General features: G+C 43.1%; 12 protein-coding genes and 2 pseudogenes. 7 read left to right on the forward strand and 7 right to left on the reverse strand.

All coding sequences use genetic code 11. The annotated features are described in order from the left end of the window. Window positions 1-174 precede the first annotated feature (174 nt). Together C942_RS03595 and C942_RS03605 are read right to left on the reverse strand one after the other, a co-directional pair. Window positions 175-777 (reverse strand): hypothetical protein, encoded by a 603-nt coding sequence (locus C942_RS03595; protein WP_157372543.1) that lies wholly within the window; start codon window positions 775-777, stop codon window positions 175-177. 1543 nt (window positions 778-2320) lie between these two features. Beyond that, a complete protein-coding gene (locus tag C942_RS03605; protein ID WP_036798617.1) occupies window positions 2321-2527 on the reverse strand; it encodes a helix-turn-helix domain-containing protein in 207 nt (68 codons plus the stop codon). Between the two features lie 133 nt (window positions 2528-2660). Between C942_RS03605 and C942_RS03610 the strand changes: the two genes are divergently transcribed. Together C942_RS03610 and C942_RS03615 are read left to right on the forward strand one after the other, a co-directional pair. Next, a complete protein-coding gene (locus tag C942_RS03610; RefSeq protein WP_036798619.1) occupies window positions 2661-3212 on the forward strand; it encodes a hypothetical protein in 552 nt (183 codons plus the stop codon). A gap of 5 nt (window positions 3213-3217) precedes the next feature. Beyond that, entirely contained in the window at window positions 3218-4639 is a 1422-nt protein-coding gene (locus tag C942_RS03615) for a DEAD/DEAH box helicase (RefSeq protein WP_007462583.1), read from the forward strand. A gap of 76 nt (window positions 4640-4715) precedes the next feature. Here the strand turns inward: C942_RS03615 and C942_RS03620 are convergent. After that, window positions 4716-5564 (reverse strand): annotated as a pseudogene (locus tag C942_RS03620) (IS5 family transposase). 431 nt (window positions 5565-5995) lie between these two features. Here C942_RS03620 and C942_RS03625 point away from each other — a divergent pair. From C942_RS03625 to C942_RS03635, 4 genes and pseudogenes are all read left to right on the forward strand, one after another. Beyond that, window positions 5996-6988, forward strand: a complete 993-nt coding sequence (locus tag C942_RS03625) for a hypothetical protein (protein ID WP_036798621.1) — start codon at window positions 5996-5998, stop codon at window positions 6986-6988. A 325-nt stretch (window positions 6989-7313) separates the two neighbouring features. Further along, window positions 7314-7600 (forward strand): annotated as a pseudogene (locus C942_RS25780) (transposase); the annotation flags it as partial. A gap of 558 nt (window positions 7601-8158) precedes the next feature. Beyond that, window positions 8159-9238: a hypothetical protein gene (locus C942_RS03630; protein ID WP_036798623.1), complete on the forward strand. Its 1080-nt coding sequence runs from the start codon at window positions 8159-8161 to the stop codon at window positions 9236-9238. A gap of 367 nt (window positions 9239-9605) precedes the next feature. Next, window positions 9606-10799 carry a hypothetical protein gene (locus tag C942_RS03635; protein WP_007462591.1) on the forward strand — a complete coding sequence of 398 codons (1194 nt, stop codon included), beginning with the start codon at window positions 9606-9608 and terminating at the stop codon, window positions 10797-10799. Between the two features lie 317 nt (window positions 10800-11116). On the opposite strand, the gene C942_RS03640 is transcribed toward C942_RS03635, so the two are convergent. Continuing rightward, window positions 11117-11320, reverse strand: a complete 204-nt coding sequence (locus C942_RS03640; RefSeq protein ID WP_036798627.1) for a hypothetical protein — start codon at window positions 11318-11320, stop codon at window positions 11117-11119. Window positions 11321-12119: 799 nt separating this feature from the next. Here C942_RS03640 and C942_RS03645 point away from each other — a divergent pair. Beyond that, window positions 12120-14690, forward strand: a complete 2571-nt coding sequence (locus C942_RS03645) for a hypothetical protein (protein WP_036798630.1) — start codon at window positions 12120-12122, stop codon at window positions 14688-14690. A gap of 438 nt (window positions 14691-15128) precedes the next feature. Here the strand turns inward: C942_RS03645 and C942_RS03650 are convergent, their stop codons facing one another. From C942_RS03650 to C942_RS03660, 3 genes are all read right to left on the reverse strand, one after another. Next, window positions 15129-15875, reverse strand: a complete 747-nt coding sequence (locus C942_RS03650; protein ID WP_007462595.1) for an SAM-dependent methyltransferase — start codon at window positions 15873-15875, stop codon at window positions 15129-15131. A gap of 202 nt (window positions 15876-16077) precedes the next feature. Continuing rightward, the gene (locus C942_RS03655; RefSeq protein WP_007462597.1) at window positions 16078-17313 is read right to left on the reverse strand and encodes a carbohydrate porin; all 1236 of its coding nucleotides are present in this window, start codon (window positions 17311-17313) and stop codon (window positions 16078-16080) included. A gap of 134 nt (window positions 17314-17447) precedes the next feature. Further along, window positions 17448-18080: a DUF3299 domain-containing protein gene (locus tag C942_RS03660; RefSeq protein ID WP_036798701.1), complete on the reverse strand. Its 633-nt coding sequence runs from the start codon at window positions 18078-18080 to the stop codon at window positions 17448-17450. Window positions 18081-18180: the final 100 nt, after the last annotated feature.

Raw genomic sequence — 18180 nt, forward strand, 5'->3', positions numbered from 1 at the left:
TATTGTTTTCGAAATCACTACCGACAGACTTAGCACCAATCCAGCAGGTGGACATAAGTATTTCACCCTGAAATCAGCTAATTGGTACGTTATGAACAGTAGTAGCAAATGCAGAATCTGACTCTATCAGCTAATCAACACGACCAGATCCAACACTCTCAAGCCCCTAGCGAATTACGAAGGTTGATACAGTGCTGCTGCTGCGGTCACTCTAATACTCTCGATATCACTATTAAGAGCATCAATCAGTATTTCTTTAGCTTTCTCTTGAACTTCAAACTGAGTGGTAACAGTTGGTTTCTCTAACGATTCTGCTTTTTCTAGAAACTGTTTCATAGCACTAGCGTGTTTGGAGAAGTTAGACACCGTTTTCTTAGCACCTTTAAGTGAGCTTTGTACGCCTGTTGGAAGTAATGATTTCTTTACCGTAATTAACAACTCAACTGCTACGCCATGGGGATCTCCATCTGTGTTGTTATCCCTCTCACTGTTGTATTCTACATTGCCCAAAGTGCGGAATATGTGCATTTCTTTTTTGTCGGCTTCTGAGGGCGTTAAAATTATGGACCCCGATTTAATATGCAAAAACTGCTCAACCTGCGATACGTTGTGAGCATTCATGTGATGTTTGTATTGCTCGTTGAGAATGTCCTCCAACTCCTTCCTGCTCAGCCCTCTTAAATCTCGCCCGCAAGGCCAGCCTATAGAAACCCTTCCAGATACAAACTCTGCTTCACGGTTAATATTGTGCGGCTTTGATCTTACGTGATACAACATACTCCCTCCAAGTTCAAACATGTTATCTTGAGTTATACAATATAGCAGCTTAGCAATGTTGTAAATAGTTATTTGGAGTTATACGACTTGGGATAACTTTACACTTGTACTTGTGATGGCAGAATTGATAAATGCTGAGTCGGTAACCGGTGCTTTAAACAGTTGGTAATTGTGTTTAAATTCAATGTCTTGATGTTTGTTATATGCTTAGTGAAAACGTCCTCGTACGTTGTTTGCTCTTACACCGGAACTAACTCATTTCTTGTGTAGAAATGAGTTAGAAAAGGCAGACAAGGTGTAAGTTCTTGTCGTACTGTACTGACAGCGTCCGAGTCAGTACAAATTAACACAAAGGGATTAAGCATATTACACTGGGAGGTCAATATGGTGTTGTAAACCTTCCTTAATTAGTTACACACATAATTAGAATTTTCGGGCCGGTTGACCTACATCGCCACTAACTTAGTAGTCACTTTGTTACATCAGAAAAAGTTAGTTAAATTAAAAGTAACATGAAAGGAGTAAAGAGCAGGCTAAGAAGGTTTGGGAGAAAATGAGTTAACCGGCTTTAGAACTCATCAATATGAACCGATCAGGCTTCAAGACTATCTACCATCCTAAACATACATTTACTCCACATACTCTTTGAATAAATGTGGAATAAAAGTTTGAAACTTTCCCTCATGAACCATCTTCCCCTTGCTTGTCTGAGCAAGAAGTCATAGGTTTGAAGCAACATAGGAGCCTAATACCATGATCACACAAGACAAACAACCACTGCCAACACTCACGCCTTTTACTTTGCCAAATGTCCCATTCACCGTTATAGATCCACGAGATCTTCCAGCCAACTTGCAGATTGCTTTCGAATGTTATCTGGCTGGATCTGCAGCGCCACATCCTATTTATGCTTACCAGCATGACTACGAACGATTCTGTTTGCTCGTTCATCAAGGAAAGATCTCACTGAAAACGGAATGAAGTGAGTTATCAATACATTTTTCCACATTTCTATTCTGCTCAATGACTATAGCTGGTCACCACGAACAGAATATCGAGTAAATGTGGAATAAATCTATAACTTTCTGAGACCTTGATAGGAGCAAAAAGACCACAAATCAAAATAGGATGTGGTTTATATCTCTAATTTTAAATTTAAATTCATGCTTTCAGTTTTTATGGGTGATTTTTTCCATATTAAAAATGATCACATAGAGTTGCTATGGCAAATGGACGTGAACAGCGTGAGAATGATCAGTAACACCAACGTGAAATGAGGCATAAGTGAGCCGTATCCCCCCCCTCATTAAAGAACTAACAGACCTTGCTTTGGAGTAATTAATCTAAGCTATATATGCCTCGAACCGAGTTGACGCAACGCACAGCAGGTGAGAGCGACGTTCCTGTCACGCTTGAGCTGATAGATAATGAAGTGGTTTGCTCAGAATATTATTGCGTATTCCAGCGAAGTTGAACACCTATTCCGGCTGAACGTGAACACTTAACATCCCCCTGTGTCAGCATGGGCCGGAATACGCACTGGTCAGGGAAGCAATTCTCTAACATCACAGGCCAAGACTTCGGCAAGCTGGTAAACCTTCTCAAGCGTAATATTCACCTCACCACGCTCAATCCGACCTACGTAGCTACGATCGATGTCTGCTAACAAAGCAAGTTTGTCTTGCGAAATGCCCATCTCTTTTCTTTTTACCCGTAGTTTCTCGCCAAATCGTTTAGCTAAGTCTTTCATTTTTCGTCTCTCAAAAGACGAAAACTATCCAAAGTTGCGGTATATAAAGCCACGGATTATAATCCGCAAATTCATTGAAGAGCGTTTCCCAAGCGATTCAAAAAGGTGCATAAGGCTTGTAACGGACACTGTCATGTCGAACAAACCCATTAAAATTAATCAGTATCTCTACTTCATCTTGATGGATGATCAATTTGATAACTTTACTGTTATCGAAATGCGAGATGCTTATCTGTCTAAGTTTGACAATCACTTAGATACGACCGAGGCTCGAAAGATTGTTTATCGACAGATCCTGCGTCTACAAAGACGCGGTTTGCTGGAAAAGAATGGCGCAAATAACGCAAGAGACTCTAGATATAAGAAAACAGCATTATTCTATGAATCGGACCTACAGCCTCACCCAAAGGATGCCTCACCGGTTCGACAAATAAACAATTGTGGTCATATCGATGAGTGTAAGGATCCGGTAATTCAGCAACTCAAAGAGCGCTTAAAGCAGTGTGAAGTGGACTTACTGACAAGTATCGGTGAATCGGAAGAATACATGCGATTGTACGAATCCTTTCCAGAAATGAAAGAGCACTTGGAATCGCAATATCTGCAAGCTCGTGAAAATAGTTCAAAGCTACTAGGCCAAATAAAAGCCATAAAAATCGTTCTGACTCATCAGAAAAAGTTGTAAGTTAAATGAAGCTAAGACAATGGCAGTCAGAGTGCGTTGAACGTGCTCTCGATCACTTCGAAGCCAGCAATAAACATTTCCTGTGTCTTGCAACACCAGGGGCAGGAAAAACGGTAATGGCTGCAGAAATTGCTGGAAGGTTACATGAGCAGAATCTCATTGATTTCGTGCTATGTTTTTCCCCCTCCATAAATGTATCTCAAAGTATACAAATCACGTTTTCCCATCGCTTTAATTGCCGATTTGATGGTGTCATAGGTGCAATTGGTTGCTCATATACCTATCAAAACATGCTTTTTTTTAAAAGTGATTTTTGGCAGATACTGAAGCATAACCGTGTATTAGTCATCTTTGATGAGATCCATCATTGTGCCGGCACAACACCTGAAAATGCCAATGCTTGGGGTGAAGAAATTATCCTTAACATTCAGTCTCAGGCTCAATACACCTTAGCCTTAACTGGCACACCATGGCGCTCTGACAACGCACCTATCGTACTTTCTCGCTATCTTGACCCTGACAGACAAATCCAGTGCGATTATGTCTATGGCTTGAAAGAGGCGGTACGTGATAGTGTCTGCCGCAATCCAAAAATTGTGTTGATAGACAATGAGAAGTTATCAGTTACAAACGGAGATAACCAAACTAAAACATTCACAAGCTTCAAAGATCTTCTAAATGATTCGTTTATTTCTTATCAATCCATCATTACTAATGATACGGCCATCCGTTATATCTTAAGTCTCGGCTGTAAAAAACTGTCCGAGATTCGGCAATCAAATCCTAATGCCGGTGGTTTGGTTGTCGCTTCATCGATTGAACACGCCTCACATATTATTCGGATATTACGCGATGAGTTTTACCAAACGGCAGAACTGGTAACTTACAAGCAACCATCCCCCTCAGAAACCATTGATCAATTCCGGTGTAGTCACACGGAATGGATAGTCAGTATTGGAATGGTAAGTGAAGGGACTGACATCCCAAGGCTTCAAGTATGCTGCCATCTAAGCAAAGTAAAAACAGAACTCTACTTCAGACAAATTCTGGGGCGGATTTTGAGAGTAAACAACGCAATTACTCAAGAAGCGTGGCTCTACACTTTTGCAGATCCACAGCTAACTGACTTTGCACACCGTATCGAACAAGAGTTGCCTGATATTCCCGTGATTATTAAAGAAACCATTGACGAAATAACTTCTGAACAAGTTACCCTCAAGAGAAACAGGGACAAACATGCATTGCAAACTACAGCGACTACCACCTTGGATATTGGGTTTGATCTAACCTCAAGCGAATCACGCTCTGATCAAGCAAAGCAACTAACAAGTAACCAAGTATTAAAAAATAGCACCTCCCTTTGTTCCTTTGAATTCCTTGGCGGTTTCAGAGAAAAAGTGATTACTACGTTTGATTCACCTTTTTAAGACGGATTTGTGGGATTTCAAGAGCTTTGTTGATCAATTCAGACTCTGAACAGACAACTCCCGCTTTTACTAGTTGTTAATCTGCTCGCCGAGTTTCAGGCATACCTAGCCTTGTGAGTTTGTTTAATGCTCTGATACCTGCGTAAGACTCTGCTACTTGTGCATCATATTCTCTCATGGACAACGAGGGGGTTATCAGTTTCTTATAACGAGACATACCGGTCTCGAAGATTGAGCGAGAGAGATAGTCTGAAGTGGACTTCCAATGATGATTACAGCCATGAATTCGTTGGCTCGCGACGGCATAATTTCTTGTGTGTCCATCTTCCCAATATGTAGCACCAATCCTCGGAGTTATCAATGCTTTAGCTTTTTTACTCATAATAGCTTGATACCACCGATGAGAATCATAAGCTTCGTCACCCGATATAGTTTTAATCTTTTGGTCAGTTTTCTTCAGTACCCCTGGTAGTACTTCACCATAAGCGACATTAGAAAGGGACAGTTCGGCCGCGACAATTTGATGAGTATCGGCATCAACGGCAATGTGCAATTTTCTCCAGATTCGTCGTTTGTCCTTACCATGTTTTTTCATGTGCCACTCACCTTCGCCGAATACTTTAAGGCCAGTTGAATCAATGGCCAGGTGACGAATTTCGCCCCTGACAGGAATTTTGATACTGATATCGACAGTCTTGGCACTTTAGCGGGAAATTCATTAAGGTGAAAACCGTGTCCACGAAACCTTGCAGAGAACGAAGTGATAAGCTGAAGATACTCTTCACCATAAGTACGATCGTTATTGCTGTATCAGAATACTGGAAACCTCGGCCTCGACGTCCATGGTGAACTGAACAGTTCCAGGCTTAAATAAGGCTTCAATAGCCTCTTCATCGACCCAAAAGGTGAGTGAACCTCGGTTGATAAGTGCTTGATTATATTTTTTCCAGTTGTACGTTCGCTAAGTTGCTTTACTCATCTATCACGTCCGGTACAAGGTATACCAGAACAGTTCGCGATAGTAGAAAGTAGTTCAGTACGATTTGTCAACAAAGCCTTATAGGTACATTCATAGAGCGTAAGTTCTATAGATGTTAATTCAACAAATTGGCGTCACGACCCAAAAATCACTAGAAATAGTTTAAAAAGTTAAAATTTGTTTTTAAAACTCTAAAATTTCATCAATTCCTTTATGCGATCATCTAGCAAACCCGATTTGTACATGTCATCATTAATTACAGAATTTGACTGGAAATTTCTGCCAGTTTTAATCAAAAACCTGTCATAAGAAGCATTCGGACACTGAAATTGGTCCAATACATATTGTTCCGGTCAAACTTATTGAAAATGAAGATAATGAAAGATAACTCTATACAAAGTAAAGCATTCCAATCAGCTCATACGAAAATGGGTACCAAGCCTCAAGGCAGCGCAGGTATTCAGAAAAAGTCAGATTCGCCGACCGACACTGAGGCTACCCCATCGGCAATCAAATATAAGATTTTGAACGACATTAAGGAAACACTCCAAGCCACCTTAACAATGGTATTTTTGGCTTTTGTTATCGGTCCTTTATTGGTCGTTCTTCTAAAAAAAGGCTTCATCGTAGAAAGTTCCGTTCTGGGTCAGTTACGCTTTACACCACTCCTTGAATCTTTATTCGGCCAAGCGGTTCCAATCACACTTGGCACGATTCTATTTGCCTCAATCTTTTTGGCACTCATGACCCTGCATAACCGCATTTTCCATGTAACCTTGAAAATCAGCTCCGCTATCATGATGACTTGTGTCGCTGGTCTTTTTGGAGCGCTCGTTTTATTAGCCGGTTCATTATTCTCAATTGAGAGTATCGTCATCTCTGAGTTAACTCTTGTCTCGATAGCTATTAACTACTTTGTAACATTTGTATATTCCTGTATGGGGGTGTTTTTTTCAATCGGCTTCATTGCCAATCAAAACAAAGGTACTCTCACTCAAAGGATTTGTGTTTTGATAGTGGTCCCCTTTGCGCTTTATGTCTTCTTCCACAATGCTTGGGCGGCAACTTCAGGAATCGTCTTAATCGCAACACTCATCCTATGTATTGTTATCATTGCTGTCGAGGTGTACACCCATGGCATCGATAACATCAGAAACGACAAACATAATGACAAGACAACAGGCCTGCCATCTCTTCTGATAACTGTGGTTATGTTCTGCTCCCTTTTCTATTCCGCGAGTCGCTACGAATACGACACCGCCGAATTTATCTGTTTGAAGTTAAATGCTTACCATGATAAATCAAGTAGGTATTCAAAGATGTGCAGCGACAATAAAGTTAAATCTTCCATGATAAAAGCGCACCAATAAGTTCTGCCATATAAGAGGCCGGCGTGCCCTAAGGGATACTCAGTTCAACATCGTTATCACTGAGCGACATATAGGACGCAACAGGTTTAGCAACTTGATAATGGATTGTCTACTCAACAACTTTTGTCCAAACAAACCCGCCCTGTTGATTTCACTGGCGCATTCCAACAAGCACCGTTTGTCAAAGAAGGTTGAGGGGCTGATGTCATGTCGCCGGCAAAACTCCCACTGAATCAGGGGGCTGTTTTCGAATTGGCGCAAGATTGCCAACAATTTCTGGTTACTACGTCACTGCTGGGCCATGATGTTATCTCCATTTGGGTGAAGGTACCTTGACGGTCAAACTAATGAAAGAAAGATACGGACACTGCCGATACTGAAGTTCCTGTGGCTTATGCTGCAACATGTCCTTCCTAAAGGCATGCAGCGCGTGAGGGACTATGGTTTCCTGAGAGGAACACAAGGCAACTGCGCATCCAGATCCAGTTGCTATTTTTATCTGGGCTATATCTCACCCCGTCAATAGGGAAAACTGTGAAACGAAAAATAGTGCGGCCGTGCCCTTGCTGTCAACACGATATGGCTTGCGTGGGGATCAACCGACCGAGTTAGCCGAAAGGCAGGCATTATAAGGATAATGGCCTCAATCTGAAATCTAGGAGGTATATATAAATATGCTTTCAAAGTCATAATATTACGGGCGTGATGCAGCTCTGAATCACGCCATAGCTCTGTTCGTCCTTACAAAAAAGGCTAACCCCATCCCCACCCAACAATCAAAACTGCAATTTACTATAAAGAAGCCGCTCGGGCTTGTTCAACTCTGAATAGAGCTGTCGGCTGCGCGACAGCTCTTCTTATCTGTTTCTGTTTTAGGCAGTATTGCCGAAAGATAGGGTTGCAGACTTCAACACTATGCGATGATAGACATTTTAAAAATTTTTTTCTTTTAACTGTTTTTATTCTGTGTAGCCACTGCTTTGGATTTAAATCATATTTAAATCAATGAATTAAATGTTACTTTGGCTTTTGGTGTGGTATTGAAAATTTTTTGTATTTCCATATTGTGGGTCTACTCTTATAGTAAGTCACTTAACTGTGGAGATCGCGCTCCACCTATACCCCCTCCCACTCGCCACCTTTTTTTCGCGCTCCTGCGCGTTAGTAAAGATGGCATTAAATCAATCCCGATACACACCACTTTGGAACGCCATAAAATCAGATCTGAACACTATTGGTTACAACAATTTCAACTGTGCAATGGTTGCAGCTCGCTGGTTATATGACTCTCGTCAACCTAGCTATCAACACGTGGCGAAGCGGTTTGGTTTGACCCGTCAGCGAGTGCATCAGATTTGTCGCCAAGCGGAACAGCAGTTGTCTAATTCGCAAAATAATCGCCACATCCGAACAGCGGTTAACAAGGTATATCATGCGATCAAAATATGCGGCGCACTAGGTTGTGATTCTCTGAAAAGCAGGCTCAACGAATCAGGTGCACTTGATGACGGCATTTCACTGTCAGCTCTGTTGGAGTTAGGGAAGCTTGTTTCACCTCATATGCCGCCATACGTCATAGTTGATGATAAACTCGCACCAGTAGATGACGGTGAGGGGAGCTACCTTTTAAAAAGGCCTTGGCTAACACAGAGGTTGCGTACTGAGTGGCTGAAGCTATCCAATGATAGCTCTAGAAAGTGCATCGGCACGTTGACTTCTAAAGCAATTAATAATGCGCAGATCTATTCACGATTAAAGCAGCTTTTGATAAATGCAACTTGCATTGACGCGTGGGATGAGGGCCCACGGAAAATGAAATTTGTTGTGCTGGCCAGGCAGAATCCTCTTTTTACGTCTATATCGCGGTCATTCTCAATTTCAAATGCGCTCCCTGTAGAGCGAGTTGCTGCCGCTGCCGCGCGAACACTACGAGGGCGCGGTGCTGACTACCCTGAAGAGTTTGAAATTCTTGATTACCTTCATCATCACTGCACGATTATCCGCTGCAACTCTAGGGGGGTTGCTACCTTTGAGCGGGAGATAATTCCTGCCACTAAATCTCAGCTAGCTGTTGCGACAGTATTGCAATCCCTCAGTGTTGCTGACTATCGAACACTTTATGATGCTGCAGCCAAGCAAACCGGTATTCATGGAGACACGATTAAAAAGGCGATCCTGAACTCGCCACTGATACATGTCGTGGTGCGTAGGGGAGAGTCGAACATGTACAGGCTCATCAATGCTGATTAGAGCCATCAACTGTGACAACGTGTTTGTTTCTATGCAGCCCCTAGTTCAGCCTATCTTTGTTAGGTCGATCAATTTAAGAGATTGTATGCCCTGTTATATGGCAAATACCAACCTTACCAAGGGAACGCCTTGAGTTGATCGACTATTTGCCATCAATAGACCCGATGGCAATACCTCTTTGATATTCATTAGTGTCAACAAGAGGCCGCGTCAGTTTTCCCCCTGTAGTCGTTGAACGTGGCCAAAAATTTGTTTGGCTTCACGCTATTTCTAAGTATCTCTTCCACATGGGTTAAATTAACCGTGGTAACGAAAGCAACTGTGTTTGTCAAATTTAATAGATTGAATTTTAAAGGTTTTCTCTGGATTGGGCGAATATCAGTATCTACAATGTGCGCATCTTTTTACAGGAGCAAACAATGAAATATACCGAGAAGGCATCACAGCGGAGCATGTTGTGATTATTGAAAATGCAAAGAAGGTCGTCTTGCCGATCACCCTAAACCTCACTGAAGAGCAGTGGATTAACTATTCCGACCGCTATAAGCTTTTCAGTGAAATCGTACCGGAGCCAACATTTACTATTTCACTGTTGGCATATCAGATAGGGGGCGATTTTTGGCTCAGTTCAGATGAAATTTACACCGATGTTTTGGGTTATGCTTATCGGACAGGCAAAAGAAATATTGAGTTGCCGACGGGGAAAGTTGTCAGATACAGCAGCGAGCTCGGTTCCAAGCATCCTATGGCGCCAACCACGCCGTCCTTTATGATCCCACAGGCAGTGAGATACCTGCGTGAAGAAGAAAAAGCGTTGCTTTGTAACCCGATTAGGATTCGTGATCCAGAAACACTCTCTCCAAATTCAGTATATCCATTGAAGGTAATGTCAATTATCGCATCGTCCTATGATCAAGCACTACGGCAGCATGAGACCGATGGCTCAATTAAGCTAAATGATAAGCAGAAAGTTCGGGCTGTGATTCTGCATAAATTGGCCGAGCAATTGACTGAAGAAGCTCTTCGAAAACGGTTGGTCGATTTTGTGCAGCCAATGACTCTCGTAGACCGTCAATTAGCAGCAGTATCTCGACCTTCGCATGAAATTAAGTATCGTGGTCGTGCGTTTACTGATGATGACTGGGAGTTTTTTTGTTGGCTATGCGGCCTAGAGTTCGATCGAAATGATCCGGATCGATACCGAAAAGCCGTGTTTGCTGGGAAAATTATTGCTCGGATCGCCTATTCATTCTTGGATGAAGAGGCATTAGAGCGATTGCGCGAGAACAAGAAACGTGGTCTCCCCCTACATGCATGCCTTAATATGTTCGGTATGCGCATTGCCAAGATGGCGGTGAGTCGTTTACGAAAGATTGGCTACATGCTGTATTCAACTGGCTCATATAAACAGGTTCTTGCGGACTTTGAGCTCGATGGCCGCGAGTTACTTCTAGATTGCGGCGGTGATGAAGAACTTGCTGCAAAATTAAACCAAGTCGTGGTTGAAGGTAAGGTACCTGAATTTTACGGCTATCCAAAATTAGTCTATAACGAAGGGTAAACTAGCGATTACTATCAAGCCTCACAGCGTTAGCCCATTCCAAATCTGAAGGGCTGACGCTGTGTTTCTGGGAATACCATCGGCGTCAACCTGTTGGTGGGGTGCAAGACACGAGTTAATCCATGGTTTGCTAAAGGAGCATAGTTAATAACTTGTTTTCGTCTAGAAACGTGACATGTGACATTTCGTTACACAGAAGTGCCCTGAAATGAGTTTGAAGTGCTTCCCCCTTCCATAACCTTTTATAATCCGAATACGGTGATGTTCAAACGCATTTCCCTTTTACAAAAAGAGGGCTTACCGCCCTCTTCACACTATTACCACCGATGATATGAATCAATCAGTCGCAAACAGGCCAACTGATGGTTGTACCAAACTTCAACTTTCAAGGTCGTACTTGGGTACTTCTCCAGATACTTCTCAATAGTACCTTTTACAGTTGGGTAACCTCGGCTGGATGTCTTCCAATATTTCAGTTTGGTAATCAGATCTCCAGAATGCTTAATAATGTAGGTTGTCATAGTGCTTTCTCGTACAACGAAAGGCCAGGCAATAAAAAACGGATATACGTTGAAATACCTAGCCCGGGTTTCCAACGTATATCCGCTTTCGATGCGTGAGCTCAACAGGAATTTTATACAAAAAAGGCTCCAATGTCTAACTGGAGCTATGGCTTATAGGTTTGCTCGGGTCGATGTGCTGAAGACCTAACTACTCACATATGATCTCCTTTTAGTACGGCTAAAATACGTTTAATGTCAATATCCCATAACCACCACTGCCAGTAGCGGGTACTAGTATAGTCAGTCAGGCTACCGGTTTCCGTCAGTATCAGTTCAACTCAATTTTGCACCACAATGGGCTATGGGTATCAGCTGACACGTTGATGCCCCATTCCTTGTTAGAGCAATAGCTCATACACATCCTGTTCCTCTTGATTTACTTTACACAAGCTAATGCGCGGGCAAAAGGAAAGACCTGACCCATCTTCTGCGCTCTGCACATTTGATGCGCTTAGCGGCGTGATATGTTTACGCAGCTGTTTCAATCTCCAAAACAATTGACCGTAAAGTGCCTGTCCTTTTTAACTTCTTCATTTTAGCTTCTAGTGGAGAAGAAAAAAGATAATTACAATTCAATACATCCTGTTTTAGAATCAGCCAACATTTTCTCTAAGTGGTTGGTGTGATATGTGTTTCCGCATTTCAGCTCCAGCCTTTCAATAAGCTGGAGGCTGGCTTAATGTCAAAAGTAATAAACTAGTACGGCATAGCTGAAAAATTGTTGTCTTCACAATCTGATAAAGGGTGTAAACCTTTCTTGGATGCCTATGACAAGCTCAAACTCGGTGATATTAGTGGTGCCGTATCGGCATTAGACGAATTAAATGAACTGCAATACTACTTGAGCACCATCATTCTTGAAATTCAGTTAGTGGAATTGGGCGGGGATGTCACGCAATTACCGTTATTTACACAGGGATTACGTGAAAATGTGCCTGTCGGCTCGGTGAACACTAGGGATATTTATCTGGATCTGACCAGAACTTGGGAAGAAAAAGTTGGTGTTTTATTACCTTATGATGAGGTCATTTATCGCAACCAATACTCCAATAGTGATGGTACGTTGCATGGAGTGATTTATGCGCTTTGTCAGCAAGGCCAACATGAAAAAGCAATACCTTATGCCCAGGCATCTAATACCTACTCTCGTGAGTTCCTGGCTGAGGCATGGGCAAAAATTATCCCGGGCTTAGCCGACGGAGAACTGAAAGAGCGAGCAATTCGTAATCTGGCCGATCTTGGAACACTTAGACCCATGATTCAAGACGGGGGCGAAGAAGCGGCCGCATATGGTACAGCCATTGAAACATTCGCAGCTATCAACTTAGACAGCCACCATCCTGAAGTACAGCGTTGTTTTAAAGGATTAATGCGCCTTGCTCGTCATTATGCGCCTAAAGATGTGCGTTCCGGCGGTACGTTCTGCGCAGCAGTGGCTGCGGCTAGACTGGCTGGAAAGCAAAATCACGAGGGTTGGTATAAAATGGCTGAAACTTTAACTAACCATGTCTGGAATGATGATCTAAATGACAGAGCCCGGGTTGCCCTAGAGCTGTCTTCCTACCAAATGGGAAAGCGTCTAATTGAAGATCTAAAGGGAAGTGTCGAATCGATTGGGTATGATTGGTCAGCGATTGATGATCCTGTTTTCATTCTCAATCAATATGTAGATGGCAATAGCCGACAGAAACAAGATGCTGATACTGAGCTGGCAAATGCCATCAAATCTGGCAAAGATGTTTCCGTGCTAGTCGAACAAAGAATGTCTGATGAAGACAGAAATAACCCATACAACACCAAAGAAGGCAATCGATTTGAACTAGGGTGCAAACTTTGCCTGCCTGATGATGAATTAGAAAAACTCTACTCAGCGATTCATCCATCCTGGCAAAAAGAATGTCTTATAAAAGGCGTAGCGCACGGGTTCAATGGACAACCTGAGCGTGTCCTTCCTTATCTGGATAAGGGATATCCGGAAGGTGATCAATTTGGTATATACACAAAGGATCTTCTCCCTTACTTAACCAACGAGTTGTTGGATAAGGCGGAAAAATTCTATGTTGAGAATGAACAAAGCGAAGCTTTAACGTTGCTTGCTGCTTATTGGTTTACACACGGAGATTTGCAAAAAGCGACAAGGATTATTGGCCAGCTTGGCGAGGCAACGTCAGTCGAAGAGTGGACGCCGTCTTATCGTAGAGGGTTCAGCTCCGATAAACCGTTCATCACTATTGCTGAAATCGAAAGTGGTAAGAATGAACTGCCTTATTCGGGAGATGTTGCAGATATTTCTTCGGTAATTAAAACATGTAAAACAGCAAGCGCCTTAGCAGAAGCTGTCAAGAATCACTGGCAGGATGAAGCGTTTGTTAATGCTGCGTTAAAAGCAGCTCAGTTGAAGAAATATCAAAAAAACTATGATGACCGCTGTGCTTTGATTCAACTGTTTGTTGTCGCAGGTGAAATTGATCAGGCTGTCGCACTGTTACCTTCCGTGAACAAAGGGAAAAGTAAGCCAGGCGATGGTGATTATGCGGTGGAACCACTAAAGACGATCCTCGGTTATCTGCATGACCACCCAGAGCACATTACTCCAGAATTGTTGGCTTCATTATTGAGTGAAGTGGCCAAGGTGTTCCCTCAGTATGTATGGCGGTTGTTTTTTCAGCTAAGTCGACTAAGTTGTCGGCTTCCGATGGCATCTCGTACCAAGCTATTGACTGAAATACTGGCAGTGAAACGGAGAGTCTATTCACGTCACTTTGATCATATGCCTTTCTATCTGGGAGTACTAAAAGGCACGTTAGAAATTGAAGGGTATAACGAAAATAATCAATCAGAAATCAAAGCCTGGTTAATGACCCTTAGTGACTTAGTTCAACAAGACTCAATCTATGTCAGCGCGCAATGGATCGTCAGTCAGTATGCTAACCTGAAACCTCATTTGCCTGAGGACATATGGCAACAATGGAGCGTAGACACATTGACTACTTTGTACCATCGAGCGCTCAAAGAATATAGCGGACAACTCCGTGCATTAGAGTTATTTGAATGTGCGTACCGCCATTTATGGTCCGTGAATGATGACAGCGTTATGGCTATATTTCTTCAATCCGGGCAATTGCCTCAGCACCTTCACGCGGAGGTTTGTAGAAGTATCTGGAAAGACATCCATCTGGCACCGAATCCTTTTGCCGTGTTAACAATGACACAACCTGACCAAACATCGACCGATGTTATGAAACGAGAATTCGTTGAAGCGTTATGTCGGGTTATCGCTCAGGAAAAGCATCCGGATGCGGATCGCCTTAAAGACTTAATTGCATAGTTCGAAGAAATCGCACAAGGGCTAATAATCTTTGCGGTCTGACTTGGATTTGGAGCAAATCTGATAACGAGAGCGGCTGGTTTTGATAAATTTCAACTGAACCAGCCATTCTTAAATTTGGAGCTGCACTACATGAATGCCATTCGGATACCTTGTGATTAAAGCCGCCTATTTTGATACTTGTCGACCGCGCCACAAGTGTGAAAATGGGATCAGGTCTTGCGTTTTGACCCTTTTACATACATTTCCTAATCCAAATCAAACAAGCTAGTACATCAGCTCAAACTCATTTTTGTCCACTTCTGAGCCAGCAGTAGCTCACCTGTGCTTTGTGATCACCTGCGCGAAAAGCCGCGCAGGCCGGTGAGATGATGGGTTAGGCTGATAGCCAAAAGCGCAAAAGTCGGCGCTGGCGAGACGGCGATAAGATACCAATGATCACCGTGGCATCAACGCGAACACACCCCAGCCTAAGTATTCACGTGTGTAAGCGGCGTGACGCACGGGTTCCGAGGACAGTTGATCTCGAACCTCTTTGGCTAACTCGTCGTCGGGATTGGCTTCAAGCCATCGGCGCATAGTGAGCCACTTGGCCGCCTCGTATCGGTCCCAGCCGTCTTGGTCGGCCAGAACCATTTCAACGACGTCGTAGCCAAGACGGCCGAAAGACGCGAGAAGTTCCGGCAGTATGAGAAAGTCGGCGATTGAGTTCGCAAGACACCCCTTGGCAACCTCTTCCGTCGGTGGCAACTGCCGCCAGAACGGCTCACCGATAAGGATGACCCCTCCGGTGCACAGGCTCTGCGCCAGAAGGTCGATAGTGCTGGCGACTCCCCCAGCGATCCAAGTGGCACCGACACAAGCTGCTACACCGACCTTCTCGTCAGAGATGTAGCCCGCAGCATCGCCATGGATGAACTTGACTCGATCAGCAACGCCGAGTTCTACAGCTCGGTGTTTCGCTTGTTCGGAGAACAACTGGCTCATATCGATACCAGTGCCGATGATGCCGTGATCGCGTGCCCAGGTGCACAGCATCTCCCCCGAACCACTGCCAAGGTCGAGCACGCGGGTCCCTGACTCCAAACGCAGCGCCGCGCCAAGAGTGGCGAGCTTTTCGGGAGTGATCGGGTTGTGAATGCGATGAGCGCTTTCAGCAATGTTGAATATTCGTGGGATATCCATTGTGAAAAACTTCCTTATGGGGGATTCGATTGCGGCCTGTGTAGTGGTAGAGTGAATTTGGCCACCAGATTAGAGGTGTTGTAATGACTTAGCCGATCTTAGTCTGGTCATCACAATACCTGAGATTATCCGTAAAACGCTAAATTAGCAAAGCCACTGACAAGGTTTTGCCTTCAACGTTTAAGATACTCAGAATTGGCTACTAAATGAAAATTCGACCGCGCAAACCAAATACCACCGCAACATCCTCACTAGAGAACTCAGGGTCTATAATTATTTGCAAGTCTGGAGTGATTTGGATGTGGTCGCCAAATTGCATATTGTAGAACAGTTCTCCAACCATCTGGGTATTATCAATGCCGAACATATCTTCATTAATTTCTGACCAGTTGAAAGCAATACCTAAGTTGTTAGTTTCTTTACCAATACCAAATACACCTACCCCAACTGTTACAGATGTTTTAAATAATGACGCATCACCTTCAAATGAGTGTCCGGCTCGGAAGAAGGGCATGAATTGGTCGTCCCACACGTAACTTGCAGAAAAGTTCAAGCCGCTACTGGTTTTACTACTATGACGTGCTGTCCCATCGGAGTTTTCTGTTGGGTCAAGATGCCAATACGTCAAGTGGAAATTGTCGAAGTAAATTGCCTCCTGTGAGGATGTCCAACCAAGTTCAACAGACGTGAAGAAATCATGCTCGTTGAACAGTGTGTCAAACCCACGAAAAGTATCTTCCATATCGGAATAGCCGTTGGCATCAGCAATACCAGCAACTACGTAGTAATTGTCAGTGATCATGTGGCCCATTGATAATGCTAATATACCGTCATCAGGCAATCCCATTGCACCGCTACCAGTTTGAAAAGCTAGGTTTGAGAATCCAGTCCAAGGGCTGGCTAACGCATACGTATCGACATAATCAGTCACATCCTGAAAGCCGAAAACCAATGATGTTTTTCCATCGTTCAGTTTCTGTTTCCAATGTAAGTTAGAGATACGAGCACCTTGATCATTGAGTGCCGGATTAAGCATACCTACATAACCGAGGTTTTCATCTGCGAGGAATGCGTAGTCTTTAATTGCACTGTCGGTGTACGCGTGACGGTGTTCAATTTTCCAAATTAAACTACCGGTATTTTTAGCTCCATGACCTATGGCGTTCCATTGACCATAGAAACGACCTACACCAGATGCGGCACTAGCTTGATTTCCGTGAGCACCATTTGGACTGGTAAAACCCTGTGAAATATAGTCCAAACCAAAAACTAAACCTTGTTCAGCTAATGCCTCTCTCCAATGCTTTTGTTGCTTTTTTTGAGTTGAAATTGTGTTCTCAACGGAACCTGGGCCTTCCAATGTAGCAGCAAAACTAGACAGTGAAAAAAGTGCTACTACAATAGCAGCTGATTTTTTTATTGATTGAAAAGGTAACACGGGAATCTCCGAGGTTGAAGGTAAGCGTTGAGTCTAACTAAATATGTTAAATAGAAAGGCCACTTCACGACACCCTAACAAGGGTTAGTAAAACAACTGTCTCGCAATATATGAAAGGCTTAATCTATGATGGATTAATTGTACCTCGTGACTTTATCCGCACTCATCATGTAGACGGCATTAACCATTGTTGCACCATCTGAATAATTTACCTTTTGTTTTTGAGCTTCTATTTTGAGTTTGCCCTCTATGAAAAAAGCATCTTGCAGTGACGTTAAAGTTAGTCCTTGAGGGTAGTCAACTAAGACAATTTGGTTTGGCGGTGGCGGCGGGGTGTGAATACAGGCACCAGCCGTTGGTACAAGGAAGAACTTAACAACTTTATCTCCATCAAATTCTACTGGAGTAACAAAACCAGGTATCTTTATTAGTTTTCCTTTTAATTCTATATTGGGTTGCATTGCTAGATGTTTGCGATGCTCAGTAACATCCTGGCGTCTTTCCAATAAGTAGTCTACATCGATTGACTCTGACTCTAGCAGAGCCAAAAGGTCGTTGTATTCCGTCTTCTCACTTTCGCTCAGACTATCACGTGCTTGATATCGGGCAACAATCGATAGGTTATACAATTGGTCAGATGTCAGTGAAAGAAAGGGGTCATTAAACTCGTTTGATTTCGAAGTTAAATCTTCCCAAGATGTATCTTGTGCCAAAGCTGACAAGCTCATTAATAGCGTAAATACGATTGTTAAGAGCTGCTTACTCATATAATTATTCCCCATGGATTAACTTACCCTTTGGACCAAAGGTTTATGTTGCCTAACTTTCTATTCTTTAGGTGAAAGTGCCATTTAGGTATAGATGAAT

The organism is Photobacterium marinum, assembly GCF_000331515.1.
Lineage (GTDB): Bacteria > Pseudomonadota > Gammaproteobacteria > Enterobacterales > Vibrionaceae > Photobacterium > Photobacterium marinum.